This window comes from Mesorhizobium sp. M0960 (genome assembly GCF_040319055.1).
In the GTDB taxonomy this organism is placed as follows: Bacteria; Pseudomonadota; Alphaproteobacteria; order Rhizobiales; family Rhizobiaceae; genus Mesorhizobium.
In genome coordinates, this window is sequence record NZ_JAMYNN010000007.1 from 116,329 (window position 1) to 139,568 (window position 23,240).

Below are 23,240 nucleotides of genomic sequence, written 5' to 3' on the forward strand. Positions count from 1 at the left end.
TGTTCTCCTTAAGGCTCGTTGAGACCCGTACCGCATCACCCCTCGTGCGCGGCATCCTTATAAGAACGGCGGGAATCTCCCGCCGTTCACGTTGTCCTATGTCGGTCGATCAGGACTCGCCGCCGTAAACGTCATATTTGAAGTATTTGTCGTTGATTTCCTTGTACTTTCCGTTTGCGCGGATCGCGTCGATCGCCGCATTGAACTGGTTGACCAGGTCGGTCTCGCCTTTGCGCACGGCAATGCCGGCGCCCGGACCGTGGATTTCGATGACGGGCTTGATTGTGCCGACCAGCTTGCAGCAGGCGCCGTCCGGCGAATCCAGCCATTGCTGCAGCACGACGATGTCGTCATTGGCGGCATCGAGCCGGCCATTGGCCAGATCGAGCTGGTATTCCTGCGCGGTCGGATACGGCTTGACGGTGCTGTCGGTGTAAGTCTTGGTCGAATAGTTGAAATGCGTGGTGGATGCCTGCACGCCGATCGTCTTGCCGGCCAAATCTTCCTTGGTGACACCCTTGATATCAGTGTCCTTAGGCGCGGCGATTGCCGGCGGCGTATTGTAATATTTGTGGGTGAAGTCGACCTTCTCGGCGCGTTCCGGGGTGATCGACATAGACGCGACAATGGCGTCGAACTTGCCTGCCTGAAGGGCTGGAATGATGCCGTCCCAGTCCTGCGCGACAAAAGTGCACTTCACCTTCATCTCGTCGCACAGTGCCTTGGCGATATCGATATCGAAGCCCACGAGCTGGCCGTCGGCGGTGAGGTTGTTGAATGGCGGATACGCTCCTTCGGTGCCGATCCTCAAGGTTTTTTCCTGGGCCTGGGCAACGCCAAGCGTCAGCAGCGCAGCCGATGCGGCGAGCGCGATACGCAGTGCAATACGCATAATGGTCCTCTCTGTTGGTCCCGGCCGTCGTTCCCGAACGGCTCTGTGGGCGGTGCTTTTGACCGCCCGCTGGCGCGATACTCCCATTCTTTCCCAAGAAAAAGCAACTGCAAAACCGCCGCTTGAGGGAAGGTCATGTTCAGAAAACGGTGACGCTGGGTCAAACGCCTAAATGGAGAGAAAGTGGCGGGAAGCTCCCCGCGGCCGCAATCTCAGCGCGTCAGGCCGGTGGCGCGTTCGATGAAGTCGGCTATCGAATTCGTGTCGTCGAGATCGAAGACCGGCAAGTCTTCGCCGACAATGGGAAAGTCGGAGGCGACGGCGATAATGTGTGGATCGCCTGCCGAGAGCGGTGTCCGGTCCTTGGCCTCGAGCCGTCGCGTCTCGATTTTCTTGTGCGCCTCGCGCTTGTAGCCCTCGACCAGCACGATGTCGGAGGGTGCCAGCCGTGACAGGATCGCCTCCAGCGTCGGCTCGTCCTCGCCACGCAATTCGTGCATCAGCGCCCAGCGCCTGCCCGACACGATCGCCACCTCCATCGCTCCCGCCTGGCGGTGGCGAAAGCTATCCGCTCCAGGTTTGTCGATGTCGAAATCATGATGGGCGTGTTTTACAGTCGACACTTTCCAGCTGCGCCGGACGAGTTCGGCTACCAGCTTTTCGGTCAATGTCGTCTTGCCGGAGTTCTTCCAGCCAGTGATGCCGAAGATACGTCTGTTCATGGCTCGATGCTCTGCAACAGATGCGCGGCCCGGGCAAGGTCGTCGGGAGTGTTGATGTTGAAGAAGGGATCGATCTCGGCCCCTCTGGATTTCAGGATGGGAAAATCCACTTCGACAAAACCGTGCCGGTCGATGAACGCCGAAACGCGCCGGTTGTCTTCCTCGACGAGAAATTGGCGCAAGGCCTGGTCGAGCCCCAGCGGCCAGAGCGCAAACGTCGGATGCCGTTTGCCGCCGGAACAGGCAACGGCGATCGAGCCCGGGCGTGCATAGGCTGCCGCGAGCAGCCGCTCGACCATATCCTTGGGCAGGAAAGGCGTATCGCCTGCAGCCGTGACCAGCGCCTGGCAAGTGGTGTCGGAAGCCCATTCGAGGCCGGTCAGGATCCCGGCAAGCGGCCCGGCATAACCCTTGACGGTGTCGGCAAGCACGGGAAGCCCCGTCGCGGCAAACCGTGCCGGATCGCCATTGGCGTTGAGCGCCAGCGGGCCGACCTGCGGGCCAAGGCGCGAAACGACACGGTCGAGCAGGGTCCCATCGCCAAGCGCAAGCAGCGTCTTGTCGCCGCCGCCCATCCGGCTCGACCGGCCGCCGGCCAGAATGATCCCTGCGATATCTCGGCCCATCGTTTGCTGCTAGACCCTATGACCAAAATCAAGTTTTCAAATCAGACGGTCGTCAACGGTCGCGCCTATATGCCGTCCGGCGCCATGTCCGGTCCAGCGCTTTCGGCAGCTGTCTTTCGCCGGCCGACGATCCGTTCGCGGTAGAGCGCATAGAGGCCTGAGGCGATGATGATCGTGGCACCGACGATCATCGGCAGATCGGGGACATCGCCGAAGATCGTGAAGCCAAGCAGGATCGACCAGAGCAGGGCGGTGTAGCGGAACGGCGCGATGAAGGAGATATCGCCCACCCGCATCGCCATGATGATGAACTGGTAGCCAATGAGCACGAGCACCGCCGCCAGCGCCAGGAATGCCGTGCTTTTTCCCGTCATCGGCGTCCAACCGCCCATCGGCGAAAGCAATGCTGCGCCCAGAACGGTCATGGCAAGAGCGGTGGCGGTCGACACCAGCAATGTCGGAATTGCCTGCGGAATCCGCTTGGTGGCGAGGTCGCGCACCGCGCAGCATGCCACGCTAGCCAGTGCCAGCAGAGAAAACATGCTGAACCCTTCGAAGCCCGGCCGCACAATGATCAGCACGCCGGCAAAACCGACGGCAATGGCCAGCCAGCGCCGCCAGCCGACGCCCTCGTTGAACACAAGCGCGGCGCCCATCGTCACAGCCAGCGGCAGCGCCTGCAGCACGGCGGACACATTGGCGATCGGAAGATGTGCCAGAGCAACCAGGAACGACACCGTGGCGCCGGCCTCGCTGGCGACGCGCAGCGCAACTGTCGGCTGCAGCATCGAGCCAGGCCGGGCAAGCGCGCCGCGTTGCCACGCAAGCAGGGCAACGAAAAGCGAAGCGAAGGCGCCGCGGATCAGCATGACCTGCGCCATGTTCATCGATTCCGACGAGAATTTGGTGATTGCATCGTTGAGGGTGAAGCCAATCATGGCCACCATCATGAACAACGCGCCGCGCAGATTTGGCGAAAGAGGCAAGGCGATTACCGGGTGAGTCCTGCAGCAAGCGTCTAGCAGGCACCCGCAAAACAGCAACGTCAAAGGGCTGGGCCACAGCCTTTCTGTGGCCCGTGACATCTACCTCGCAAGAGCGGCAGGCTTATTTGCGCGTCAGCACCTCGGTGCCGTTGCCTTCCTTGCCGGCAATCGTCCACAGGCCATGCAGCGAGCCGTCTTCCTGCACCTTGTAGACGACAAGGCCAACCGCCTTGCCCATGACATAGCCGGCGGAGAAGGCATCGTCGTTGCGCATGCAGATGCCGTCCGAGGACGAGCCGCCTGTCTCCCAATGGATCGTGCAGGTAGTCTCGCTGGTCAGCGTGATCGTCGCGTCGCCACCATAGGACGATCCATCGAAGTTGGTGCCGGCCACGGCATAGGTGCCGCCGATCGACTGGGCCGCCGCGGGCAGGGCCGCGAAGCTGAGCAATGCAACAGAAAGAATGAGTTTGTGCATATCGTATTCCCCCCCTGGGCGAAGAACCGCTCCAGAGCAGAGGCTAGGCCCGAACGGGCTTGCGGTAAATCCGGTAACCGTTTGCGGACAAGACCTTTTCTGGGTGTGATCCCGAAATGTGCCGTTCCAAAGGATGGGTTCGGAGGGCAAATCGATCACACTGCGGCTCGAGGAAAATTTTTCGACGAGATCAAATTTGCTCGGCAAGATTCACCAAATTGGTCATTGTAGGCTTCTGATCTTGTCTGGGGAGGTGGTCCATGATGAATGCACGAGGCAATGCGGACATGCTTGGCACAGGCAGCAGGCGGCACGTTTCGTCGGCTTCCCGGTTCTCTTCTGCACTGGCGGTTATCCTCATGGCGATGGCGCCTGCCTTCGCCGAGAACGGCGCTTCGGCGTCGGCAGTCGAACGGATGTCCACGCCGGGTCACGAAGCGGATGAACTCGCTCGCCGCGTCGGGAAATGGTCCGTCGTCAACACGATCTGGCCAACGCCCGGCGCCCAGCCGATTGTGATGACCGGGCTGGTGGCCGAGCGTACGATGATCGGCCCCTTCATGCAGGAGGTGATGCGACCGGCGCCCGGGTCGAAAATCCCAGACTTCCAGCGGATAGCCTATTTGAGCTATGACCGCGTGGAGGGCCGCTGGAAGTATGTCTCGATGGATACCCGTTTCCCGGCAGGGATCATGCCCGCCTGGAGTTTTGGTGGCGAGGAGGACGGCAAGATTTCGCTGCTTTTCGAGCCGCTTGGTTTCGTCGGCTTCGGGCCCGAGGTCGAAGGGCGGTTCACTGCCTCCGATTTCGTCATTTCCAGGGACGGCGACAATCACGAAGTGGCCGAGCAGCATTTCCTTCAGGCCAATGGCAGCGGCAAGAAATGGCTTGCCGTACGATACGACTACACGCGTCAACCGTGACTCGTTAGCAAAAACAACGGGTTGCGAATATGTTCCGAGGTCGCCGGATGCTCACGGTCCCCTGAGGCTGCCGGCGATCGCTCCGATAAGCGGGTCGTATTTCGATTTCAAGGCTGGCGGATAGTCGATCCAGACCGTACGGATGACACCGTCTTTTCCGAACAGGCGGCGTTCGTAGAAGATGTTCTCGCCTTTGATGCCCGACAGCACCGCCCAGTCCTTGCCGGTCTTGCTGTAGGTAATCTTGTAGCCAGGTTCCTTGCTGCCCCTCTGGGCGGAGACGAAGGCTGTCGGAGTTTCATCATCGATATTGAGGATGCCTGAACAGATCAGGCTGGCGCCATCAGCCGTGAGCCATTGTTGTCCATCGCCATTGTCCGGCTCAGGCTGGCGAAGAGTGAAGATCTCACCCGGAAAGGTGCAGACGGTACCGAAGCGCTCGTTCGTATAGGTGAGTGGCGCGGCAACTGCCATGGTCCCCGCCATCACTCCGAAAAACGTCGGGATTGCAAAAAGCCGCTGCATGAGCCTTGCCTCGAAGCCGATGCCAAGGCGATTATTCTTGCACGAAATCGGTGACAAATCAGCCGCCGGTGACGCTCATATGCCGCGACACCGATGGGCGGTTGGTGCGGCGATCAATGATGAAGTCGTGGCCTTTCGGCTTGCGGCCGATTGCTTCGTCGATGGCGTCGGCGACCAGCTCGTTGCCTTCGGACGCACGCAGTGGTGCGCGCAGGTCGGCTGCATCTTCCTGGCCGAGGCACATGTAAAGCGTGCCGGTGCAGGTCAGCCGGACCCGGTTGCAGCTTTCGCAGAAATTATGCGTCATCGGCGTGATGAAGCCGAGCCGCCCGCCGGTCTCGGCGACGTGGACATAGCGGGCCGGGCCACCGGTCTTATAGGGAATATCGCTCAGCGTGAACTGGCGCTCGAGTGCTGCGCGCAGCAGTGACAGCGGCAAATACTGGTCGGTGCGGTCGGCGTCGATCTCGCCCATCGGCATTGTTTCGATGACCGTCAGATCCATGCCGCGGCCATGCGCCCAGCGCAGCATTTCCGGCAATTCGGCATCATTGAAGTCCTTCAAGGCCACCGCATTGAGTTTTACCTTCAGCCCCGCCGCCTGCGCCGCGTCGATGCCGTCCATGACCTTATCCAGATTGCCCCAGCGGGTGATCTGGCGGAATTTGTCGGCATCGAGGGTGTCGAGCGAGACGTTGATGCGTTTGACGCCGCAGTCGGCGAGCTCGGCGGCAAAGCGTGAAAGCTGCGATCCGTTGGTGGTCAGCGTCAGCTCTTCCAGCGCACCGCTCTCGAGATGCCGCGAAAGCTGGCGCACCAGATGCATGATGTTCTTGCGCACCAGCGGCTCACCGCCGGTGAGGCGGAGCTTGCGCACGCCCTTTTCGATGAAGACCGTGCAAAGCCGGTCGAGCTCTTCCAGCGACAGCAGGTCCTTCTTGGGCAGGAACGTCATGTCCTCGGCCATGCAATAGGTGCAGCGGAAATCGCAGCGGTCGGTGACCGACACGCGCAGGTAGGTGATCGTGCGACCGAAAGGATCGATCATATCCATGCTTATGCGCTTCCCGTGGCCGTGAACGGCTTCGTTATATATGGCTATGTGATGCGAGCCAACTTGCCATTCAAGATAGAAGCTCGCGATCTGCGGTAACATCCCGACGCCGACAGATCATGTCGGAAGTTCTGAAACGGCCTTTTCCCTCAACGCGAAGCGGCGTAGGGAAGGCTGTCTTCCGCAGGATCCACCAGCATGACAGCGCCAAAGGAACTCAGGGTCTCGAAGGACCGCAAGCTGCTTTCCGTCACCTTTCCGGGCCATCAGCCGTTCGAATTGCCAGCCGAGCTGCTGCGTGTTGCCTCGCCGTCGGCCGAGGTGCAGGGCCATTCGCCCGAACAGCGCGTCACCGTTCCCGGCAAGCGCAATGTAGCGATCCTTAAGATCGAGCCGGTCGGCAACTATGCCGTGCGCATCACCTTCGACGATTTCCACGACACCGGCATCTTCACCTGGAATTACCTGCATACGCTGGGTCATGAGAAGGATGCACGCTGGGCCGCCTATCTCGCCGAGCTGGAAGAGAAGGGGCTGAGCCGCGACCGCTGACTGATTTCGCGGGACGCTCCGGTCAACGCAGCATCGCCAGTATCTCGCTGGTGTCGTGATAAAACGGCGTGCCTTCGATCAGCCGGTCATCCTTGAAGCGCAAGACTTCGGCAAACGGCTGCTTGATGGTTGCACCATTGGCCCGCGATGTCAGAGAAAGCGTGCAGCTCATGAACACCATGTCATCGTTTTGGGCGACCTGGAGGTCCTCCACCGCCACGTCGCTCCAGATTTCCCGCATCTTGCGGAAAAGGGCGCCAACGCCGTCGAGGTCGTTCCAGTCACCGGCATAGGGCAGGGAGCGAGGCTCATGCACGACAATCTCGACATGAAATGCGCTGGCAAGCATATCGAGGCTCTCCGAGCCTGATTGCAGGAAACGCATTTCAACATTGAACATGTTTTCAATAAGTTCCATGGCGGTGCGTCGCCGGCCGAGCGGTTTCTCCATTTTTGACCTCCGTTTCTGTCAGCACGAAAGCGGTTTGCGCTTGTTCGCGGTCCCTCGACACCCGTTTCCTGATGACGGACAAACGGGCATCGTGTCGTGAAAATGTCATGCGTCTGGAGTAGCGCCGGCAAAGGTTGGAGACGAAAACATGTCCATGATCACCAGCGTCGAACAGCTCGAAGCGCTCTATGGCCTGCCCGGCGAGGCGTCGGTGGTCAAGGAACTCGACCAGCTGATTCCTGAATACGCTGCTTTCATCGAAGCTTCGCCGTTTGCTGCGCTCGCAACCTGCGGGCCTGAAGGGCTGGACTGCTCGCCGCGCGGCGATCTCGCCGGCTTCGTCCGCATCCACGATCCGAAAACGCTGATGATGCCGGACCGGCGCGGTAACAACCGTGCCGATTCGCTAAGGAACATCCTTCGCGATCCGCGCGTCGCGCTTCTGTTCCTGGTGCCGGGTTCCGGCACGACGCTGCGCGTCAATGGCCGCGCCCGCATCACCACCGATCCCGCGCTCTGCGCCTCGTCCGCAGTCGAGGGCAAGCCGGCGCGCTCGGTGACGGTCGTCGAGGTCGATGCGGTCTATTTCCAGTGCGCCCGCGCCATTCACCGATCGGAACTGTGGAATCCGGCAAGGCATGTCGACCCAAGATCGCTGCCGACCGCCGGCCAAATCCTGGAAATCACCAGCCGCAAGAACATCGACGGCGAGGTCTACGACAGAGAATGGCCGGAGCGCGCGAAAAAATCGATGTGGTGAAGAAATTTGGTGGTGAGGGAATTTGGTGGTGAAGCACTGGGCCGTCAGGCGGTCTTCAACACCTCGGCAATCTTGCGCATCTGTTCGCCGATCATGTCGCATTGTTCCGGCGTCGACTGGCTCATCGCCTTTTCGATCAGCGTCATGTGGACCTTCAGGGCCTGCATCAGCAGTGCTTCGCCTGCCTCAGTCAACGTCAGCCGCAGCACGCGCTTGTCCTTCTCGTCGCTCTCGCGGCGCAGCAGGTCGCGGGTTTCCAGCTGCGGCAAAAGCATGGTGATGTTGGAGCGGCCGACCAGCAGGCGGCGAGCGAGGTCGTGCTGCGACATGCCGGGATGGCGGTAGAGGTTCATCAGCACGTCGAGCTGCGCCGGCTTCAGGTCGAGCGGCGCCAGCTTCACCGCCAAGGTGCGTTCCACCACGTGGCAGGCGCGCGCCACCGCAACCCAGTTGCGAAAACGCGGGTTGTCCCAGGGCAGGTCTTGCTTAATGTTCATGTTTGAACTATTATGTTCATGCTTGAACCAATGGATGGATCGCCACTATGGCATCATTTGGACTGAAGGTCATCCGCGGCACGTTCGGCGTGGCCGAGCATGTGGCGCCGCGACTCACCGGGCGCGCTGCATTCGAGCTGTTCTGCCGCACGCCGCACGAAAAGAGCTTGAGCCATGGTGAGCGCCGCGCAATCGATCGCGCCGCCGATTTCATGACCGAAGCGCGCCATCACCGGCTAAAGACCAGAACCGGCTGCGTCATGGTGCATGAATTCCGGCCCGAGCCGGGCAGGGCGGCTGCAGGCACCGTGCTCGTCATCCATGGCTGGCGTTCGCGTACCGAATACATGCGCACATTGATCGAAGCCTATCGCGATGCCGGCTACAAGGTGGTCTCGCTCGATTTGCCGGGCCACGGCCAGTCGCAGGGCCGCCGGCTGACCCTTGTCAGTGCGGTCGATGCAGCACGGGTTGCCGGCGAATGGTTCGGCCCATTTGCCGCCATCGCCGGCCATTCCTTTGGTGGTGCCGTCGCCGCCAATGCCGTCGCCGGTTCAATCAGAAATATCCCGCCGTTGACGGCCGGGCGGCTGGTGCTAATCGCTGCGCCGAGCTCGCTTCCTGCGATCTTTGCAGATTTCAGCCGCATGCTGAATGTCGGCTCGCGCTCGCAGGTCGCCATGGCCGACCGGGTCGAGCGCATCGCCGGCCGGCCGCTGCACGAATTCACCGGTGACCGCCAACTGGCAAGCGCGCCGCTGCCGACGCTGGTGATCCACGCGCCGGACGACCGCGAAGTGTCCGCCGATCATGCAAGGCTCTACGCGCGTGCCGGCGACCATGTGCGGCTGTACTGGGCCGACGGGCTCGGCCACCGCCGCATTCTCGCGGACAAGGGTGTGGTGGAGCGCGCCGTTGGCTTCGTTGCCGGCAGGCTGGAGCCGTCTCTGCAGTGACCTGAATGTCTGTTCTTGTCTGCCGGGTTCGACCGTCACGCCGCCCCGGTGCTGGCCATCGCTATCCAAGCCGCCATTGCCCCGGCCACCGTCTCCAGAAGAGCCGAGCGCGACGCGCCGTCGCGCGCCTGGATCGACATGCCGTGCTGTACGGTCGCATAGAAGGTCGCGGCCGTACCGCAGTCGAAATCGGCCGGCAACTCCCCCTCAGCCACGCCACGCTCGAGGCGTCTCAGCAAGGCTTCGCGGTTTTCGGCACGGCGACGGCGCAGATCATCGCAGATGGCGCCGCGGCTCGAGTCCTGGTGCAATGCGCCGAGCGCGATAAGGCAGCCTTGCGGACGGCCGGTCTGCGAATAGGCCCTGGCCGTCTGGCGCAGGAATCGCTCGACCGCCTGGCGTGCGGTCGGCGCCTTTTCCAGCGCAGACCAGATATCGGTGCCTTCCACCTGCGTGTAAAGCTCGGTCGCCTCGAGGAACAGCGCTTCCTTGCTGCCAAAGGCTGCGTAGAGGCTGGGTGAGTTGATGCCCATTGCAGCGGTCAGGTCGCTTATCGACGCGCCCTCATAACCCTTGGCCCAAAACACTTCCATTGCCCGCCGCAAGGCGGCGGTTCGATCGAAGGTGCGGGGGCGGCCTCGTTCCGGCATGGTGTGCTTTCTGTGTTGATCGATACATAATTCAGTTGACGTGGTTCAGCAAGGCTGGCAGGTATTTATGTATCAATCACTACAAAATGGAGAAGCAAATGTCATCCACGAGCTTGAACGGCAAGGCCGCCTTCGTCACCGGCGGCAGCCGCGGCATTGGTGCGGCGATCGCACGAAGGCTCGCGGCCGACGGCGCGGGCGTGGCGATCACCTATGTGAATGGCGAGGAACGGGCGCGTACGGTGGTCGGGGAAATCGAGGCGGCCGGCGGTCGGGCCTTCGCCATCAAGGCCGACAATCGCGATGCTGCCGCGATCGAGGCGGCAGTCAATGAGGCGGTAAGAGCCTTCGGACGGCTCGACATCCTCGTCAACAGCGCCGGCATCTGGCGCGCTGCGCCGATCGATGCCCTGTCGCTTGCCGACTTCGATGAGACGATGGAGGTCAACCTCAGAGCCCCGTTCGTCGCGGCCAAGGCAGCAGCGGCGCATATGGGCGAGGGTGGCCGGATCATCTCGATCGGCAGCAACCTGGCCGAGCGTGCCACCGATGCCGGCCTGAGCGCCTATTCGGCCAGCAAGGCTGCCTTGGTTGGCCTGACCAAGGCCTTTGCACGCGATCTCGGTCCGCGCGGCATCACCGCCAATGTCGTCCATCCGGGGTCGACGGATACCGACATGAATCCAGCAGGCGGCCCGCACGCCGAGCATCAGCGCCAGAAGATGGCGACGCCTCGCTTCGGCACGGCCGACGAGATCGCCGGCATGGTCGCCTGGCTTGCCGGCCCCGAAGGGCGCTTCGTGACAGGCGCAGCATTGACCATCGACGGCGGCGCCAACGCCTGAGGCTTGGCTCACGGGCGCAACCATTTGGTCGGGAGCGACGGCGGATTCGCTCCACCCGTCACGATGTTGTGAAACCGTTCTGCAACAGACGTTCCGAAATTTATGGAAGCTTAACGAAATCAGTATGAATCAGTATAGTCACGCCTTACATCCGCCATGCGGTGGGCGAGACCGTGAAAGCGGTGCGGAACGGGATCCGGGTTCAACCGGAGCGGGTGATCCATGAAACTCCTTGGAAACAAAGCCACCGTGCTGCCGTTTGCGGTGGCCGTGGCAATGCTGGCCTTCGGCGCGCCGCAGGCTGAAGCACAAGGGTTCTTCGACATGCTTTTCGGCGGCGGCGTCAAACACGCACCGCCGAAAGGTAACTTTCCCCCGCCACCGTCAAAATACAAGCCGAGGCCCAAGGCGCCGGCCGCTTCCGGTGGTGGCGGTGGTGGTGCGCAAATCAGCAGCCCGTCCTATTACACCTACAAGAGCGATCCGCTGGTGCGCGTCGATTTTTCGGCACTGTCGGCAGCGCCTGAACCGGCAACGCCGCAGGATGCTGCGTTCGAGCCGGCGGCCACCGGGGCTGCATTCCGCGAAGCCATTGCCGGGCTCGACGGCTATGACCTCTATGCCGAGAAGGACATCGCCAAGGCGCTGATCGCCTACTACTCAGCCAATCCGGATTTCATCTGGGTGACGGGAACCAGTCCCAGCAGCCGTGCGCAGGATGCGGTGCGGGTGCTTGGCGAAGCCGCGAGCTACGGCCTGACGCCCGCCGACTACACCGTCGAAATTCCGGCAGCAGGCACATCGGCGGGCGATGCCGATGAACGCCTGAAAGAGCTGGTCCGCTTCGAGATGGCGCTGTCGGCACGCGTCCTGCGCTACGCCCGTGACGCACAAAGCGGCCGCGTCGATCCCAACCGCATGACCGGCTACTACGATTTTCCGCCGAAGCCGCTCGACATGGAAGGGGTGCTGAAGACGCTGGCCCATACCCAGCAAGCTCGCACCTACCTCGAATCGCGGCACCCACAGAACGCCGAGTATCAGGCGCTGCGCGTCGAACTGGAAGCGCTCCAGGCCAGCGCCGAAGACGAAATCACCATCGATCCCAATCTGCTGCTGAAGCCGGGGCAGACCAGCCCTGAACTGCCGAAGCTTTTGACAAAGATCGCGCGCAATCTCGATGACGAGATGGGCGGCGCCTATGGCGAGGTCCTGGCGAGGCTCGCCACCAGCGAGGTCTACGATCCGGAGCTGGTGCCGGTGATCAAGGCGGTGCAGAAACGGGCCGGCATGAAAGGCGACGGCGTCATCGGCCCACGTACCGTTGCATCGTTGGCCGGAACGTCCAAGGCCGACAAGGTTCAGAAGGTTCGGGTCGCGCTCGAAGAGTTGCGCTGGCTGCCTTCCGACCTCGGCAGCCCGCGTGTCTTCATCAACCAGCCGGCTTTCACCGCGAGCTATATCGACGATGGCGAGGAGAAGCTGAAGACCCGCGCCGTCGTCGGCAGGCCCACCAACCAGACTGCTTTCTTCTATGACCAGATCGAGCAGGTCGACTTCCACCCCTATTGGGGCGTGCCGCAGTCGATCCTGGTCAATGAGATGCTGCCGCGGCTGCGCCGGGATCCGGGCTATCTCGACCGCGCGGGCTATGAGGTGGTCAATGCGCGCGGTAAGCGCATTCCCTCCTCCTCGGTCAATTGGGGCGCCTATGGCGCGAAGATACCCTACGGCGTGCGCCAGCTGCCGAGCGAGGCCAATGCGCTGGGCGAGTTGAAGATATTGTTCCCCAACAAGCACGCCATCTACATGCATGACACGCCGCAGAAGTCGTTTTTCCAGCGCGACATGCGCGCGCTCAGCCATGGCTGCGTGCGCTTGCAGGATCCGCGCGGTATGGCGGCTGCCGTGCTCGGCACCTCGGTCGACTACATCGAGGACAGACTGAAGCTCGGACATTCGACCGAAGACGTGACACGCAAGATCCCGGTCTATGTCGCCTATTTCACCGCATGGCCGGACCTGTCCGGCAATGTCGAATATTTCAACGACGTCTACGGCCGCGACACAAGGCTGCAGCAGGCGCTCGACAGCACGGAAGCGGTGCGTTCGCCGGCAAGCTGAGGAATGCGGGTCTAGCGCTGAAAGAGCGGACGCCGGAAGCCGGCGTCGCGCCCGGCGATCAGCCAATACACCAGGCCAGCGACAACGCCTGCTGCGGCAATGATACCGATATCGGCCCAGCGCTCCGGGTTCGTGTCGTCTGGTACACTGGGCCAGATCAGGGCGAAGCCGCCAACCGCAGCCGCGGCGCCGAAGATCATATGCAGCCAAAAACTGCGCAGCGAGAAAAACTCGGCAATCAGTGCGAAGATCAGCGTCTGCAAGGCAGTCAGCACGATCGTCAGAAAATAGATGAACATGCCGAGCGGCGGCAACAGCAGCACCGCAACGGGGGTGACACCCATGACGTCGAAATAATTCGGCGCATTTGGCAGCGAGCTCAGCCCGCCATAGATCGCCGCCACCGCGATCAGCCCAACCAGTACCGCTATGAAATAACCCGCGAGCATCATCAGAAAGCGTTTCAATACGTGCTTTACCGTCGCCATGCCCACCCCCGCGCGCAATGATAGCACTCAGTCAGCCATCAAAGTCATATCTGCGCAAGGGTGTGTCGAAGGCCGGGGGCCTTCGAGGCGCGCCATTTTTTAGAATCTGGACCGTTTGCGGGACAGCTTCATTTCGGCGCGGCTGTCACCGGATCATAGGTGATTTCGACTTTGGCCTTGTCGTTCGTGTAATAAATGACGGTGTAGGCGCCGCTGTCCCAATCGATTTCCTTGATGTAGCGGAAGTCGTCGCGCTGCTCGACTTTGGCAATGATTTCCGACAGCTTCTTGGCATTCTGCGCCGGCACCGGATTTTCGTCAGCCGCAAAGGCCGATCCGCCGACAAGCAGCACGGCGGCCGCCAAAACAAGTCTGGACATGGCTTTCCCTCACATCTCGATCACCAGAAACTCGTTTCCATACAGGTTTGTTCCGGGATCGCGGAGCGTTGCGCTACAACGAGGCGCCGTCCGTACCTGATCTATGGCCGCCGAAAGAACAAGGCGACTGCTTAAAATCATGATGCGTCGCCTCAACATCGCGGCCATAACAGTGCCGACGGTCACTCGGGGGTCTACATGCAAATGCGTCATGCCATCATATTTGTACTTTCCATACTTTCCATCCCGTCCGTTTCGATGCCTGTGCAGAAAGCCGAGGCGCTGGAACCTGAACGCTATACGGTCTATTGCGCCGACGACCGTATCGAAGTTTCGTTCTGGGATATCGAGCAGATGAAGGTGCGGGCCGGCTCCAACGTTTGCCAGTTCCAGAGCTACACGAGCTACAGCAGCGCCTTGAATTTCGCCCAAAAGAATTTTGGGGGCGAGGGGGCGACCTGCAGCTGCTAGTGGTAAAAATCTGACGCTTGGTGCCCAATGCGGATTATCTGTTCCGACCCTTTCCGGTCGTACAGATGTGGCAATGTTACGGCGTCAGTTGACCCGTTCCGATCATTGGCCATCTTGCAACCCTTTGAAATCTGGCGCTAGATGGGACATGGGACCATTACTGCGCGAGGTCTCTATGGCAAACACAGAAGAAGGAACGCGCGTAGCAGGAGTTTGGCTTGCGATCGCCTCTATCCTGCTGGCAGGCGCGCTGGTCGGCCATGGGCCGATCGATCCCGATATGGGTCGCCAGATGGGAGTCATCACCGACGACCCTGTCCGATGGGCGATCATCCATTGGGTTTCCGCGGTAGCGCTATCACTGTTCGTCCTGACAGGTCTGATCGTGCTGGCGGCCAGATCGCGCCTCACCGAGGCGTGGTGGACGTTGTCTGCCTGGGGTGTGCTGACTGTCGGCGCCCTCTGGACCATGACGACCGCGGTGGCCGAGGCCACCGTGGTCTCCGCCGCTGCTGCCGCCGGGGACACGGCAACTTTCGAGGCCTGGTGGGCATTTTCCGAAGGAAAGGCCAACGGCTTCATGTTTTTGGCGTTGGCCGTTGCCGTGATCGCTGGCAACGAGGCGCAGACCACTCACCGAGCCACGCCGGTCTGGGCATCGTACATCGCAGTCGTGGCCGGAATTGGAGCCTTCCTCGGTTGGCCCCTGGGCATGTGGCTCGGAGTCACCCTGGGCAGCTTCGTCTGGGTCGTGGCATCACTGGTGATGTCCCTGTGGACACTTTGGTTCGGGTTGGGTTTAGCGCGGACCGTGATCGGGCTGCGGCCTCACAATGGGTGACATCGAGTCCGTAGCGGGAGCGTAGCGAGCGACCCGCTTGATGACCGCGACGGGCGCTCCAGCCGCTCCCAGGCGGCGGGGATTGCTTCGCGCCGCTGAAAAAGGCCTCGACGCGCGAGTTTGCCGAATGGGCGATATGCTTGCAGTGGGCGCGATAAAGCCGCTTCAGCAGCCGGAGCGAAAGGCAGGTTTACCCAGAGCGGGCCTACTGCTTCGGCACCAAGCGTCAGATTTTGACAACTAGCCGCTCTGACTTGGAATTGATTCAGGAAAGCAGATGGTGGGCGATGCAGGGATTGAACCTGCGACCCCACCCGTGTGAAGGGTGTGCTCTCCCGCTGAGCTAATCGCCCGCTCGTTGCCCGAAGGCCAAGCGCGCCGCGATATAAGGGAGGCCGGCCCGCGAAGTCAACCACTTGTCGGTCGGCATCTGGCGGTCCGGACTATGGCCGGCTTCAGCCCTCTGCCGCGGCCATCAGCCCTTGTACCATATCGAGCGTCAGCGAATCGAAATGCGAGATCACCGCCGACGGTTCAAACTCCCGCACATGACGGTCGGTGTAGCCGAAATCGACTGCCACCACCGGAATGCCGGCGGCCTTTGCCGTGTCGATGTCGGTCTGCGAATCACCGACCATCAGTGCACGGTGCGGGTCGCCGCCGGCACGCGCGATGGTCTGCGTGAGATGGCGCGGGTCTGGCTTGCGGAACGGAAAACTGTCCTGGCCGCAGATCGCCGCGAAATGCCTGGTCATGCCGAGCGCCTCGATCAGTGCCACCGAATTGGCCTCGTATTTGTTGGTGCAGATGGCCAGCAGGTACCCGGCCGCCTCGAACCGCGCGATCGCCTCCGGTACGCCCGGGTAGGGGCGCGATTTGCCGGGAATGTTAACGGTGTAATGGTCCAGAAACAGCTTTAGCAGGCGGTCGTGCTCCTCCACTGCCAGCGACCTGTGCTGCGCTGCATGGGCGCGCTCTATCATCACCCGGCCGCCATGGCCGACGAAGCGCTTGAAGCCGGCTTCGTCGACGGCCGTGAGCTGGCTGGCGGCAAGGCTGTGGTTGAGGCTGTCGAGCAGATCCGGCGCCGTGTCGATCAGCGTCCCGTCGAGGTCGAACACGATGATCGGTCGGGTCATGGCCTGTCCTGTGACGATTTGATTGCCGGCAGGCGATAACCGCTGCGGCCCGTTCAGGCAAGCCGGCTTATGCATCGCGGGCAAGGTCCTTTGACCAGCCCGGCAAAAATGCTACGAGCGCCGAAACAAATCTCGGGACCCGGCATGGATGCGAGGCAATTGAAGGTTGAGGCTGCGCGGGCAGCGCTTGCCCATGTCACGGACGGCATGCGGCTCGGCATCGGCACCGGCACGACAGCGGATGAGTTCGTGCGGCTGCTCGCCGACAAGGTCGCCACCGGCCTGACTGTCATCGGCGTGCCGACCTCGGAGCGCACCGCCGTCCTTTGCACCGAGCTTGGTGTGCCGCTGTCGACCCTCGAGGAAACGCCCGAGCTCGACCTCACCATCGACGGCGCCGACGAGATCGATCCGGCGCTGACACTGGTCAAGGGCGGCGGCGGCGCGCTGCTGCGCGAAAAGATCGTCGCGGCGGCCTCCGCCCGCATGATCGTCATCGCCGACAGCTCCAAGATGGTCGAGATGATCGGCCGTTTTCCGCTGCCCATCGAAGTCAACCGATTTGGCCTGCGCGCCACCGAAATTGCAGTTGGCGCAGTGGCTGCAAACCTTGGCCTTTCCGGCCCTGTTACACTGAGGATGACGGGGAGCCAGCCATTTGTTACGGACGGCGGCCATTTTATCCTCGATGCATCTTTTGGCCGCATTCCGGATACAAGAGCGCTTTCGAATGCTCTCCACGCCATTCCGGGCGTGGTCGAGCATGGTCTTTTCATCGGGCTGGCATCAACGGCCATCATAGCCGGTGGCGACGGCATCCAAACCGTCCATGCCGCCCGAAAACCAGGGAGTTTTACCGATCATGATGTTGCATAACCGGGTTGGCCGCTTTTTTGCCATTCTGGCGGCCTCGGCCGTTTTCGCGTTTTCGTCGCCGGCGTTTTCGCAGGATGTCACTGATGCGCATTTGAAGGCGGCGCGCGCCGCGGTCGCGGCGATCCATGCGACGGATACGTTCGACAACATCCTGCCGCAAGCTGCCGCGGCGCTCGAGCAGCAGCTGATCCAGAAGAACCCGGACATGCAGGAACTGATCGCCAAGACGATCAACGAGAAGGCGATGGCCCTGGCATCGCGCCGCGCCGACCTGGAAAAGGAAGCAGCGCTTGCCTATGCAAAAGTGTTCTCAGAAAAGGAACTCACTGAAATCGCCGCCTTCTACAATTCCGATACCGGCAAGAAGCTGCTCGACAACGGCTCGATCGTGACGCGCGAGCTGGTGAAGGCTGCCGACATCTGGCAGAACGGCCTGGCTCGCGATCTCGCCCAGCAGGTAGGCGAGACCCTGGGTGCAGCGGCGAATGCCAAGGCGCCGGCCGCACCTGCCGACGGTGCCGCACCTGCCGACGGTGCCGCCCCGGCCGATGGCGCTGCTCCCGCGGACGCCACACCGAATTGATCGCGGACTTCCGAGCGGCCTGACCGCCACTGGACCAGAAAGCCCGGCAAGTCCGGGCTTTTCTTTTGATGGTCGGCAGCCTACCTGTCTCGGTGTTTGAGGGGCAAGGAGTTCAGCCATGGCCGGTTACGACTACGATCTTTTCGTCATCGGCGGCGGCTCCGGCGGGGTGAGGGCGGCGCGCGTCGCGGCAGCACTCGGCAAGCGGGTCGGCATCGCCGAGGAATACCGCTATGGCGGCACCTGCGTGATCCGCGGCTGTGTGCCGAAAAAGCTCTATGTCTATGCCTCGCAGTTCCCCGAACATTTCGCCGACGCCGCCGGCTATGGCTGGACGGTGCCTGAGGCGCATTTCGACTGGCCGACGCTGGTCGCCAACAAGGACCGCGAAATCAGCCGGCTGGAGGCCATCTACCAGAACAATGTGCAGGGTGCCGGCGGCGAAGTCTTTCACTCACGCGCCGTGCTGGTCGATCCGCATGTGGTGCATCTTCTCGGTGAGGATCGCACCGTTACCGCCGACCAGATCCTGATCGCTACCGGCGGGCGTCCGGCACCGCACCCGGCATTGCCCGGCCATGAGCACTGCATCTTCTCCAACGAGGCCTTCGACCTCAAGGAGCTGCCGAAGGCAATCATGATCGAGGGCGGCGGCTATATCGCCGTCGAATTCGCCAATATCTTTCACGGGCTTGGCGTCGACACGACGCTGGTCTACCGCGGCAAGGAGATCCTCAGCCGTTTCGACATGGACCTCCGACGCATGCTGCACGAGACGATGGAAAAGAAGGGGATAAGAATCCTCTGCCACGCCGTGTCAGAGTGGGTCAGGAAGCGGCCTGACGGCCGGCTCGACGCGCTTGTCACCGGCGGCACGGTGCTGACGGTCGATCAGGTCATGCTCGCCATCGGCCGCATTCCCAATACCGAGAACATGGGCCTGGAAGGCGTCGGCATCGAGATGACCAAGACCGGGGCAATCCAGGTCGACGGATACTCCCGCACCAATATCGACAACATCTGGGCGATCGGTGACGTCACCCACCGCGTGCAATTGACGCCGGTGGCAATCCACGAGGCGATGTGCTTCGTCGAGACCGCCTTCAAGGACAAGCCGACGGCGCCCGACCACGACACGATCGCGACCGCGGTCTTTTCCCAGCCCGAGATCGGCACGGTCGGTCTGTCGGAGGATGAGGCGGCAAAACGCTTTTCGGATCTCGAAATCTACCGCGCCACCTTCCGGCCAATGCGGCACACGCTTTCCGGCCGCGATGAAAAGATGCTGATGAAGCTGGTCGTCGACGGCGCCTCGAAAAGAGTCCTCGGCGCCCACATCCTCGGGCCGGATGCCGGCGAAATGGCGCAGCTTCTCGGCATACCGCTGAAGGCCGGGCTGACCAAGGATGATTTCGATCGTACCATGGCGGTGCATCCGACCGCGGCGGAAGAACTCGTCACCATGTACAAGCCGACTTACCGGGTGAGAGATGGTGAGCGCGTCTGACGCGACAAGAACCCATCGCGGCAACGGGATTGCCGCGATGGAAGTGCGTGAGTTTTTTTACAGCAGCGTTCCGCGCAGGATCACCAGCGCCACAGAAAAATAAATCACCAACCCGGTGACGTCGACCAGCGTGGCGACGAACGGAGCCGATGCGCTGGCCGGATCGAAGCCGATGCGCTTCAGGGCGAACGGCAGCATCGATCCAGACAGCGAGCCGAAGGTGACGATGCCAACCAGCGTGGCGCCGATCGTCATTGCGATCAGCGGCCAGTGGGGGCCGTAGTCGTAGAAGCCGAGATACTGCCAGAGCGCGATGCGGCAAACGCCGACTACGCCAAGGATCGAGCCAAGCACCAGACCAGTCGGCAGCTCGCGCAGGGCCACCCGCCACCAGTCGCCAAGGCCGATTTCGCGCAGCGCCAGCGCCCGGATGACCAGCGAGGTCGCCTGCGAGCCGGAATTGCCGCCGGAGCTCATGATCAATGGAATGAATAGCGTCAGCACGATCGCCTTTTCCAGCTCGCCCTCGTAGCTCTGCATCGCGTTGGCTGTCAGCATCTCACTGACGAACAGCGCGCATAGCCAACCGGCGCGCTTCTGGATCATCGCCAGAAAGCTCATCTTCATGTAGGGCTCATCCAGAGCTTCCATGCCGCCGAAGCGATGCACGTCCTCGGTCGTTTCCTCGATCATCGTGTCGATGATGTCGTCGATGGTGACAATGCCGAGGAGTTTGCCGTTGTCCACGACCGGGACGGCGAGCAGATCGTATTTCGAGATCAGCTGTGTGACCTTCTCGCTATCGGTCAGCGGCGACACGGTAATAGGCGCGCGATCCGGCGCAACCGCCATGATCAGCTCATCCGGCTCACCGGCAATCAGCCGGCGCAAGCTGGTCGAGCGCAACAGGACATGCGTTTTCGGATCGACGATGTAGATCGCGTAGACGGTTTCGCGTGTCCGCTCCACCTTGCGGATGTAATCCAGCGTGCGGGCCACGCTCCAGTCCGGCGGCACGCTGACATATTCGGTCGTCATGAGCGAGGCGGCGCTGCCCTCGGGGTAGCCTAGAATGGCAAGCAGCGTCGCGCGCAGCGGCGGCGCCAGGCCGCCGAGCAGTTCGGAACGAGCCGGTTCGTTCAGATCGCGCAGTATGTCGGCGGCGCGGTCGACCGACATGGCCGCAAGCAGCCTGCCTGCCCTGCTGCGGGGCAGCGCCTCGACCAGTTCGGACGCGCCGTCGAGTTCAGGCTGGTCGAAGATCTCGACCAGCCGCTCGAACGGCACTTCGCAGAGCAGATCCGATGCTGTCTCGCGGGGCTCCTGATTCAAGGCCTCGACGATATCGGCGATGTGTTCGTTGGCAAGCACGCGGGCGATGGCGATAGCATCGCCGCCCGCGACAGGGGAAAACTCGTTCATGGCTCACTCCTTGCCGTCCGGCAGGACGTGAGCCGGTCAGGTCACGTCAAGCGGACGGCGGTTGCGTTCGACTGTGACTGTCGCCAGGCATGGCGCGGTGACCTTTCTGCTCGCGGGTTCGGGTTGGGATCTCTGCGAGCCGGCGCAACATAGGAGCGCGCCTTGCCGAGTCAATCGCGAGAGCGGGTCAAAACGGCGGCAAACCGACTGGATCGCGAGACTGTGATCGGGCTGCGTGGCAGGCTGGCTGGATGCCGGCAGTGGTGCCGCGGCTATCTCTGCTTCAGCCGGCGGGGAAAGCGCAGCCATTTGTCCTCGGCCGGCCGCGTCGGCTGCGTGAGGATGGTGGTGAGCTCGACCGGCAAGCTCGGAACCAGCGGCTTCTTGGTCGCGACGCCGTCGGCGATCGCAACCACGCTGTGGTAGAATTCGGTTCCCGCGACCGATCTCGGCGGCGTCGCCTCATGCATGATCGAGATCACGGTTGCGTCGGGGCAATTGTCCTTGATCGCCTGATGGAAGGCGATCTTTCCATCAGGATCGAGCGCGCCGGTGGCTTCATCGAGGAACAGCAGTCCGGGCTGCTGCAGCACGATGCGGGCGACGATCAGCTTCTGTTTCTGCCCACCCGAAAGAACCTGATCCCAGATCTTTCCTTCACGGCTCTCATCGGCCAGATGCTCGATGAAGTCGCCGAGGCCGGCCTTGTGCAGGGCGGATGCGACCTGCCGGTCGGCGTAATCGTGCTCGGAACCGGGCAGGCAGACAAGCTGCTTCAGCGAGACCTGCTGCAGCTTCACCTCCTGGGCGGCGTAGAAACTCCTGACCCCTTCAGGGAAGACAATGGTGCCGCGGCCATAAGGCCACAGGCCGTTGATCGCCTTGATCAGCGAGGTTTTGCCGCATCCGGATTCGCCCTTCAGGAACGTCCACTCGCCACGCCGGAAGCGCAAGTTTGCAGCGCTCAGGAACGGGGTGGCGTCCTCGCCCTGATGCGCCAATTCGAGCTTCTGGATGGTCAGGCCGAACACCGGGTTCTGGCGGTCGTAACGAAAATCGGAGCGGCCGGTCAGCCCGTAGAATTCCTGCGGGTGCTGGACGTTTTCGATCGCATTTGCGAGTTCGGTGACTCGCTGGCTGTTGGCCCGCACCGCGGCGATCGCAGGCATGACGTGGATGAACCATGAACACTGGCTGATCAGTGAATTGACCATTTCAGAGCCAGTTATGTAACCCTTGAGATCGAACCCGTTGTGGATGAACGGCACTAGCCCAGGCCCGTAGGCCACAATGCGGGCGCCGATGAAATTGTAGATCAGCTCGAACGAATTGTAGCCTGTGTTGACGATGTTCAGCCGCGCCCAGGTGCGGTCGATGTCGACATAGCGCTGGCTGTGCACCGTCTTCTGCACGTTCTCGCCTTGCGATGCGGCGACATGAAAACTGCGGCGTAGGAACGTGATCAGCTCGCCGCGATAGCTGCCTTCGGCCTGCTGCATTCTGACATTGAGCCGTTCCAGCAGCCTGCCCAGCTTGACCGCGATCCAGGTGTTCAACGGCACGTAGGTGGCGACTGCCAGAAACGCGAGGACGGCGCTGCCATAGCTGCCGAGGAACTCCAACCCTTTGACCTCCGCCGAGTGTGCAAGCAGTTGCTGGCCGACGAAATACAATGAAGTAGCAACGGCCAGGACCCCCATGGCGAGGCCGATGGCTCCGCCCGTCATATCCTTGATCGATTCCTGGATGCGCTGGTCGATATTGTCGGGAGCGGCGGCGCCTGACGAACCATGCTGAGCGTGGAAATGCGTGTGATTGGAATCAAGCAGGGCTTCGTTGAACTGGCTGTCGAGCCAGCCTCGCCATTTGCGATGCAACGTTGCGGATACCAGGCTGCGGATACCGGTAAAACCCGCATCTTTGAGCACGACCAGGAGGACAAGTATCCCGGCATTGGTCAGCAATGTCTGAAGCGGCGTGGTGTTTGCGGCATCGTGGAAAAAGGCGATCGAGTTGACCAGCTCTCCGGATGCTACGGCAAACCATACGCCTGCCTTGCTGGAGAGCGCGGTGAGCAGGGCGATCACCAGTGTCAGCGTCCAGGCTTCCACCCAACGGTCTGAGAACCAGTAGGCCCGCATCAGTCCCCAGAAGCTGCGCATCGACGATACGGGCGTCAGGGGCGACTGCCTTGCGGCACCGCGGAGCCATTTTTCCGATATTGAATGTCGCGTTGGTCTATCGACCCGAATCACTAATCCCGCCCAAACGGTTTTTCTTTTGTTACGGACAGTAACACCAATTGATCATTTTCCATTAGCTTTTCTCCAACCGCAGGTGGATTGGCTGGCCGGCCGTTGCAGTGGAGCAACAGAATGAATGCTCACGGCGCTAAGCTGTCACGTTTCGAGGGGCGGAATATCAACGCAATTTCAAACAGTTACTTGCCCGCCCCAGAGCAGGTAGACACCTTCCCCTAGGGAAGGTCTTCA

26 protein-coding genes and 1 tRNA gene are annotated in these 23,240 nt (G+C 61.7%); 11 read left to right on the forward strand and 16 right to left on the reverse strand.

The annotated features are described in order from the left end of the window. Positions 1 to 109 precede the first annotated feature (109 nt). The 5 genes from NKH63_RS15550 to NKH63_RS15570 all read right to left on the reverse strand — a co-directional run bounded on the left by NKH63_RS15550 (position 110) and on the right by NKH63_RS15570 (position 3,704). Positions 110 to 892 carry an ABC transporter substrate-binding protein gene (locus NKH63_RS15550; RefSeq protein ID WP_023717637.1) on the reverse strand — a complete coding sequence of 261 codons (783 nt, stop codon included), beginning with the start codon at positions 890 to 892 and terminating at the stop codon, positions 110 to 112. A 212-nt stretch (positions 893 to 1,104) separates the two neighbouring features. Beyond that, entirely contained in the window at positions 1,105 to 1,614 is a 510-nt protein-coding gene (gene mobB, locus NKH63_RS15555; RefSeq protein WP_023717636.1) for a molybdopterin-guanine dinucleotide biosynthesis protein B, read from the reverse strand. Further along, the gene (gene mobA / locus NKH63_RS15560; RefSeq protein WP_352482600.1) at positions 1,611 to 2,240 is read right to left on the reverse strand and encodes a molybdenum cofactor guanylyltransferase MobA; all 630 of its coding nucleotides are present in this window, start codon (positions 2,238 to 2,240) and stop codon (positions 1,611 to 1,613) included. The genes mobB and mobA overlap by 4 nt, the downstream gene beginning before the upstream one ends. 65 nt (positions 2,241 to 2,305) lie before the next feature. Continuing rightward, positions 2,306 to 3,226 carry a DMT family transporter gene (locus tag NKH63_RS15565; RefSeq protein WP_023717634.1) on the reverse strand — a complete coding sequence of 307 codons (921 nt, stop codon included), beginning with the start codon at positions 3,224 to 3,226 and terminating at the stop codon, positions 2,306 to 2,308. A 121-nt stretch (positions 3,227 to 3,347) separates the two neighbouring features. Further along, the gene (locus NKH63_RS15570) at positions 3,348 to 3,704 is read right to left on the reverse strand and encodes a hypothetical protein (protein ID WP_023717633.1); all 357 of its coding nucleotides are present in this window, start codon (positions 3,702 to 3,704) and stop codon (positions 3,348 to 3,350) included. Between the two features lie 260 nt (positions 3,705 to 3,964). On the opposite strand from NKH63_RS15570, the gene NKH63_RS15575 reads away from it, so the two are divergent. Beyond that, the gene (locus NKH63_RS15575) at positions 3,965 to 4,627 is read left to right on the forward strand and encodes a DUF1579 family protein (RefSeq protein ID WP_031193573.1); all 663 of its coding nucleotides are present in this window, start codon (positions 3,965 to 3,967) and stop codon (positions 4,625 to 4,627) included. A 51-nt stretch (positions 4,628 to 4,678) separates the two neighbouring features. Here the strand turns inward: NKH63_RS15575 and NKH63_RS15580 are convergent, their stop codons facing one another. Continuing rightward, positions 4,679 to 5,152 carry a hypothetical protein gene (locus NKH63_RS15580; RefSeq protein WP_352482598.1) on the reverse strand — a complete coding sequence of 158 codons (474 nt, stop codon included), beginning with the start codon at positions 5,150 to 5,152 and terminating at the stop codon, positions 4,679 to 4,681. A gap of 58 nt (positions 5,153 to 5,210) precedes the next feature. Next, positions 5,211 to 6,206, reverse strand: coding sequence for a GTP 3',8-cyclase MoaA (gene moaA, locus NKH63_RS15585; protein WP_352482597.1), 996 nt, complete (start codon positions 6,204 to 6,206; stop codon positions 5,211 to 5,213). Between the two features lie 198 nt (positions 6,207 to 6,404). Here moaA and NKH63_RS15590 point away from each other — a divergent pair, with 198 nt between their 5' ends. Then, positions 6,405 to 6,758, forward strand: coding sequence for a gamma-butyrobetaine hydroxylase family protein (locus tag NKH63_RS15590; RefSeq protein ID WP_023717628.1), 354 nt, complete (start codon positions 6,405 to 6,407; stop codon positions 6,756 to 6,758). Positions 6,759 to 6,780: 22 nt separating this feature from the next. Here the strand turns inward: NKH63_RS15590 and NKH63_RS15595 are convergent, their stop codons facing one another. Next, entirely contained in the window at positions 6,781 to 7,209 is a 429-nt protein-coding gene (locus NKH63_RS15595) for a nuclear transport factor 2 family protein (protein ID WP_352482596.1), read from the reverse strand. 148 nt (positions 7,210 to 7,357) lie between these two features. Between NKH63_RS15595 and NKH63_RS15600 the strand changes: the two genes are divergently transcribed. Further along, entirely contained in the window at positions 7,358 to 7,969 is a 612-nt protein-coding gene (locus NKH63_RS15600; protein ID WP_352482595.1) for a pyridoxamine 5'-phosphate oxidase family protein, read from the forward strand. A gap of 44 nt (positions 7,970 to 8,013) precedes the next feature. Here the strand turns inward: NKH63_RS15600 and NKH63_RS15605 are convergent, their stop codons facing one another. Beyond that, a complete protein-coding gene (locus NKH63_RS15605) occupies positions 8,014 to 8,466 on the reverse strand; it encodes a MarR family winged helix-turn-helix transcriptional regulator (RefSeq protein ID WP_352482594.1) in 453 nt (150 codons plus the stop codon). Between the two features lie 47 nt (positions 8,467 to 8,513). On the opposite strand from NKH63_RS15605, the gene NKH63_RS15610 reads away from it, so the two are divergent. Continuing rightward, the gene (locus NKH63_RS15610; RefSeq protein ID WP_352482593.1) at positions 8,514 to 9,422 is read left to right on the forward strand and encodes an alpha/beta hydrolase; all 909 of its coding nucleotides are present in this window, start codon (positions 8,514 to 8,516) and stop codon (positions 9,420 to 9,422) included. A 35-nt stretch (positions 9,423 to 9,457) separates the two neighbouring features. Here NKH63_RS15610 and NKH63_RS15615 read toward each other — a convergent pair whose 3' ends face one another. Next, entirely contained in the window at positions 9,458 to 10,072 is a 615-nt protein-coding gene (locus NKH63_RS15615; protein ID WP_023717623.1) for a TetR/AcrR family transcriptional regulator, read from the reverse strand. A 98-nt stretch (positions 10,073 to 10,170) separates the two neighbouring features. Between NKH63_RS15615 and NKH63_RS15620 the strand changes: the two genes are divergently transcribed. Next, complete coding sequence (locus tag NKH63_RS15620) at positions 10,171 to 10,917, forward strand: 3-oxoacyl-ACP reductase family protein (protein WP_352482591.1); 747 nt, start codon at positions 10,171 to 10,173, stop codon at positions 10,915 to 10,917. Positions 10,918 to 11,139: 222 nt separating this feature from the next. Beyond that, a complete protein-coding gene (locus tag NKH63_RS15625; protein WP_023717621.1) occupies positions 11,140 to 13,041 on the forward strand; it encodes a L,D-transpeptidase family protein in 1,902 nt (633 codons plus the stop codon). A gap of 11 nt (positions 13,042 to 13,052) precedes the next feature. On the opposite strand, the gene NKH63_RS15630 is transcribed toward NKH63_RS15625, so the two are convergent. Next, positions 13,053 to 13,529, reverse strand: coding sequence for a hypothetical protein (locus NKH63_RS15630; RefSeq protein ID WP_352482589.1), 477 nt, complete (start codon positions 13,527 to 13,529; stop codon positions 13,053 to 13,055). A gap of 128 nt (positions 13,530 to 13,657) precedes the next feature. Continuing rightward, positions 13,658 to 13,909: a PepSY domain-containing protein gene (locus NKH63_RS15635; protein WP_023717619.1), complete on the reverse strand. Its 252-nt coding sequence runs from the start codon at positions 13,907 to 13,909 to the stop codon at positions 13,658 to 13,660. A 204-nt stretch (positions 13,910 to 14,113) separates the two neighbouring features. Here NKH63_RS15635 and NKH63_RS15640 point away from each other — a divergent pair, with 204 nt between their 5' ends. Together NKH63_RS15640 and NKH63_RS15645 are read left to right on the forward strand one after the other, a co-directional pair. After that, entirely contained in the window at positions 14,114 to 14,380 is a 267-nt protein-coding gene (locus tag NKH63_RS15640) for a hypothetical protein (RefSeq protein ID WP_352883420.1), read from the forward strand. A 175-nt stretch (positions 14,381 to 14,555) separates the two neighbouring features. Then, positions 14,556 to 15,221 carry a hypothetical protein gene (locus NKH63_RS15645; RefSeq protein ID WP_156948025.1) on the forward strand — a complete coding sequence of 222 codons (666 nt, stop codon included), beginning with the start codon at positions 14,556 to 14,558 and terminating at the stop codon, positions 15,219 to 15,221. Between the two features lie 278 nt (positions 15,222 to 15,499). Here the strand turns inward: NKH63_RS15645 and NKH63_RS15650 are convergent. After that, positions 15,500 to 15,574: transfer RNA gene (locus NKH63_RS15650), tRNA-Val, on the reverse strand. 102 nt (positions 15,575 to 15,676) lie between these two features. Continuing rightward, positions 15,677 to 16,360: a phosphoglycolate phosphatase gene (locus tag NKH63_RS15655; RefSeq protein WP_352482587.1), complete on the reverse strand. Its 684-nt coding sequence runs from the start codon at positions 16,358 to 16,360 to the stop codon at positions 15,677 to 15,679. A gap of 144 nt (positions 16,361 to 16,504) precedes the next feature. On the opposite strand from NKH63_RS15655, the gene rpiA reads away from it, so the two are divergent. From rpiA to gor, 3 genes are all read left to right on the forward strand, one after another. Then, positions 16,505 to 17,236, forward strand: coding sequence for a ribose-5-phosphate isomerase RpiA (gene rpiA, locus NKH63_RS15660; RefSeq protein WP_023717615.1), 732 nt, complete (start codon positions 16,505 to 16,507; stop codon positions 17,234 to 17,236). Next, positions 17,223 to 17,819 (forward strand): DUF2059 domain-containing protein, encoded by a 597-nt coding sequence (locus NKH63_RS15665; protein WP_023717614.1) that lies wholly within the window; start codon positions 17,223 to 17,225, stop codon positions 17,817 to 17,819. Before rpiA ends, NKH63_RS15665 begins: the two co-directional genes overlap by 14 nt. Positions 17,820 to 17,937: 118 nt before the next feature. Beyond that, positions 17,938 to 19,326, forward strand: a complete 1,389-nt coding sequence (gene gor, locus NKH63_RS15670; protein WP_352482584.1) for a glutathione-disulfide reductase — start codon at positions 17,938 to 17,940, stop codon at positions 19,324 to 19,326. Between the two features lie 57 nt (positions 19,327 to 19,383). Here gor and mgtE read toward each other — a convergent pair whose 3' ends face one another. Both mgtE and NKH63_RS15680 read right to left on the reverse strand, forming a co-directional pair. Next, the gene (gene mgtE, locus NKH63_RS15675; RefSeq protein WP_352482583.1) at positions 19,384 to 20,748 is read right to left on the reverse strand and encodes a magnesium transporter; all 1,365 of its coding nucleotides are present in this window, start codon (positions 20,746 to 20,748) and stop codon (positions 19,384 to 19,386) included. A 272-nt stretch (positions 20,749 to 21,020) separates the two neighbouring features. Further along, positions 21,021 to 22,910, reverse strand: a complete 1,890-nt coding sequence (locus tag NKH63_RS15680) for an ABC transporter ATP-binding protein/permease (RefSeq protein WP_352482582.1) — start codon at positions 22,908 to 22,910, stop codon at positions 21,021 to 21,023. Positions 22,911 to 23,240 lie beyond the last annotated feature (330 nt).

Coding starts and splice junctions, on each gene's coding strand:
- mgtE (WP_352482583.1), bottom strand. CDS start 20,748: ATGAACGAGTTTTCCCCTGTCGCGGGCGGCGATGCTATCGCCATCGCC.
- NKH63_RS15605 (WP_352482594.1), bottom strand. CDS start 8,466: ATGAACATTAAGCAAGACCTGCCCTGGGACAACCCGCGTTTTCGCAAC.
- NKH63_RS15550 (WP_023717637.1), bottom strand. CDS start 892: ATGCGTATTGCACTGCGTATCGCGCTCGCCGCATCGGCTGCGCTGCTG.
- NKH63_RS15575 (WP_031193573.1), top strand. CDS start 3,965: ATGATGAATGCACGAGGCAATGCGGACATGCTTGGCACAGGCAGCAGG.
- NKH63_RS15625 (WP_023717621.1), top strand. CDS start 11,140: ATGAAACTCCTTGGAAACAAAGCCACCGTGCTGCCGTTTGCGGTGGCC.
- NKH63_RS15595 (WP_352482596.1), bottom strand. CDS start 7,209: ATGGAGAAACCGCTCGGCCGGCGACGCACCGCCATGGAACTTATTGAA.
- NKH63_RS15620 (WP_352482591.1), top strand. CDS start 10,171: ATGTCATCCACGAGCTTGAACGGCAAGGCCGCCTTCGTCACCGGCGGC.
- moaA (WP_352482597.1), bottom strand. CDS start 6,206: ATGGATATGATCGATCCTTTCGGTCGCACGATCACCTACCTGCGCGTG.
- NKH63_RS15635 (WP_023717619.1), bottom strand. CDS start 13,909: ATGTCCAGACTTGTTTTGGCGGCCGCCGTGCTGCTTGTCGGCGGATCG.
- mobB (WP_023717636.1), bottom strand. CDS start 1,614: ATGAACAGACGTATCTTCGGCATCACTGGCTGGAAGAACTCCGGCAAG.
- NKH63_RS15665 (WP_023717614.1), top strand. CDS start 17,223: ATGATGTTGCATAACCGGGTTGGCCGCTTTTTTGCCATTCTGGCGGCC.
- NKH63_RS15610 (WP_352482593.1), top strand. CDS start 8,514: ATGGCATCATTTGGACTGAAGGTCATCCGCGGCACGTTCGGCGTGGCC.
- rpiA (WP_023717615.1), top strand. CDS start 16,505: ATGGATGCGAGGCAATTGAAGGTTGAGGCTGCGCGGGCAGCGCTTGCC.
- NKH63_RS15600 (WP_352482595.1), top strand. CDS start 7,358: ATGTCCATGATCACCAGCGTCGAACAGCTCGAAGCGCTCTATGGCCTG.
- NKH63_RS15580 (WP_352482598.1), bottom strand. CDS start 5,152: ATGCAGCGGCTTTTTGCAATCCCGACGTTTTTCGGAGTGATGGCGGGG.
- NKH63_RS15570 (WP_023717633.1), bottom strand. CDS start 3,704: ATGCACAAACTCATTCTTTCTGTTGCATTGCTCAGCTTCGCGGCCCTG.
- NKH63_RS15590 (WP_023717628.1), top strand. CDS start 6,405: ATGACAGCGCCAAAGGAACTCAGGGTCTCGAAGGACCGCAAGCTGCTT.
- NKH63_RS15640 (WP_352883420.1), top strand. CDS start 14,114: ATGCGTCATGCCATCATATTTGTACTTTCCATACTTTCCATCCCGTCC.
- NKH63_RS15615 (WP_023717623.1), bottom strand. CDS start 10,072: ATGCCGGAACGAGGCCGCCCCCGCACCTTCGATCGAACCGCCGCCTTG.
- NKH63_RS15655 (WP_352482587.1), bottom strand. CDS start 16,360: ATGACCCGACCGATCATCGTGTTCGACCTCGACGGGACGCTGATCGAC.
- gor (WP_352482584.1), top strand. CDS start 17,938: ATGGCCGGTTACGACTACGATCTTTTCGTCATCGGCGGCGGCTCCGGC.
- mobA (WP_352482600.1), bottom strand. CDS start 2,240: ATGGGCCGAGATATCGCAGGGATCATTCTGGCCGGCGGCCGGTCGAGC.
- NKH63_RS15645 (WP_156948025.1), top strand. CDS start 14,556: ATGGCAAACACAGAAGAAGGAACGCGCGTAGCAGGAGTTTGGCTTGCG.
- NKH63_RS15630 (WP_352482589.1), bottom strand. CDS start 13,529: ATGGCGACGGTAAAGCACGTATTGAAACGCTTTCTGATGATGCTCGCG.
- NKH63_RS15680 (WP_352482582.1), bottom strand. CDS start 22,910: ATGCGCAGCTTCTGGGGACTGATGCGGGCCTACTGGTTCTCAGACCGT.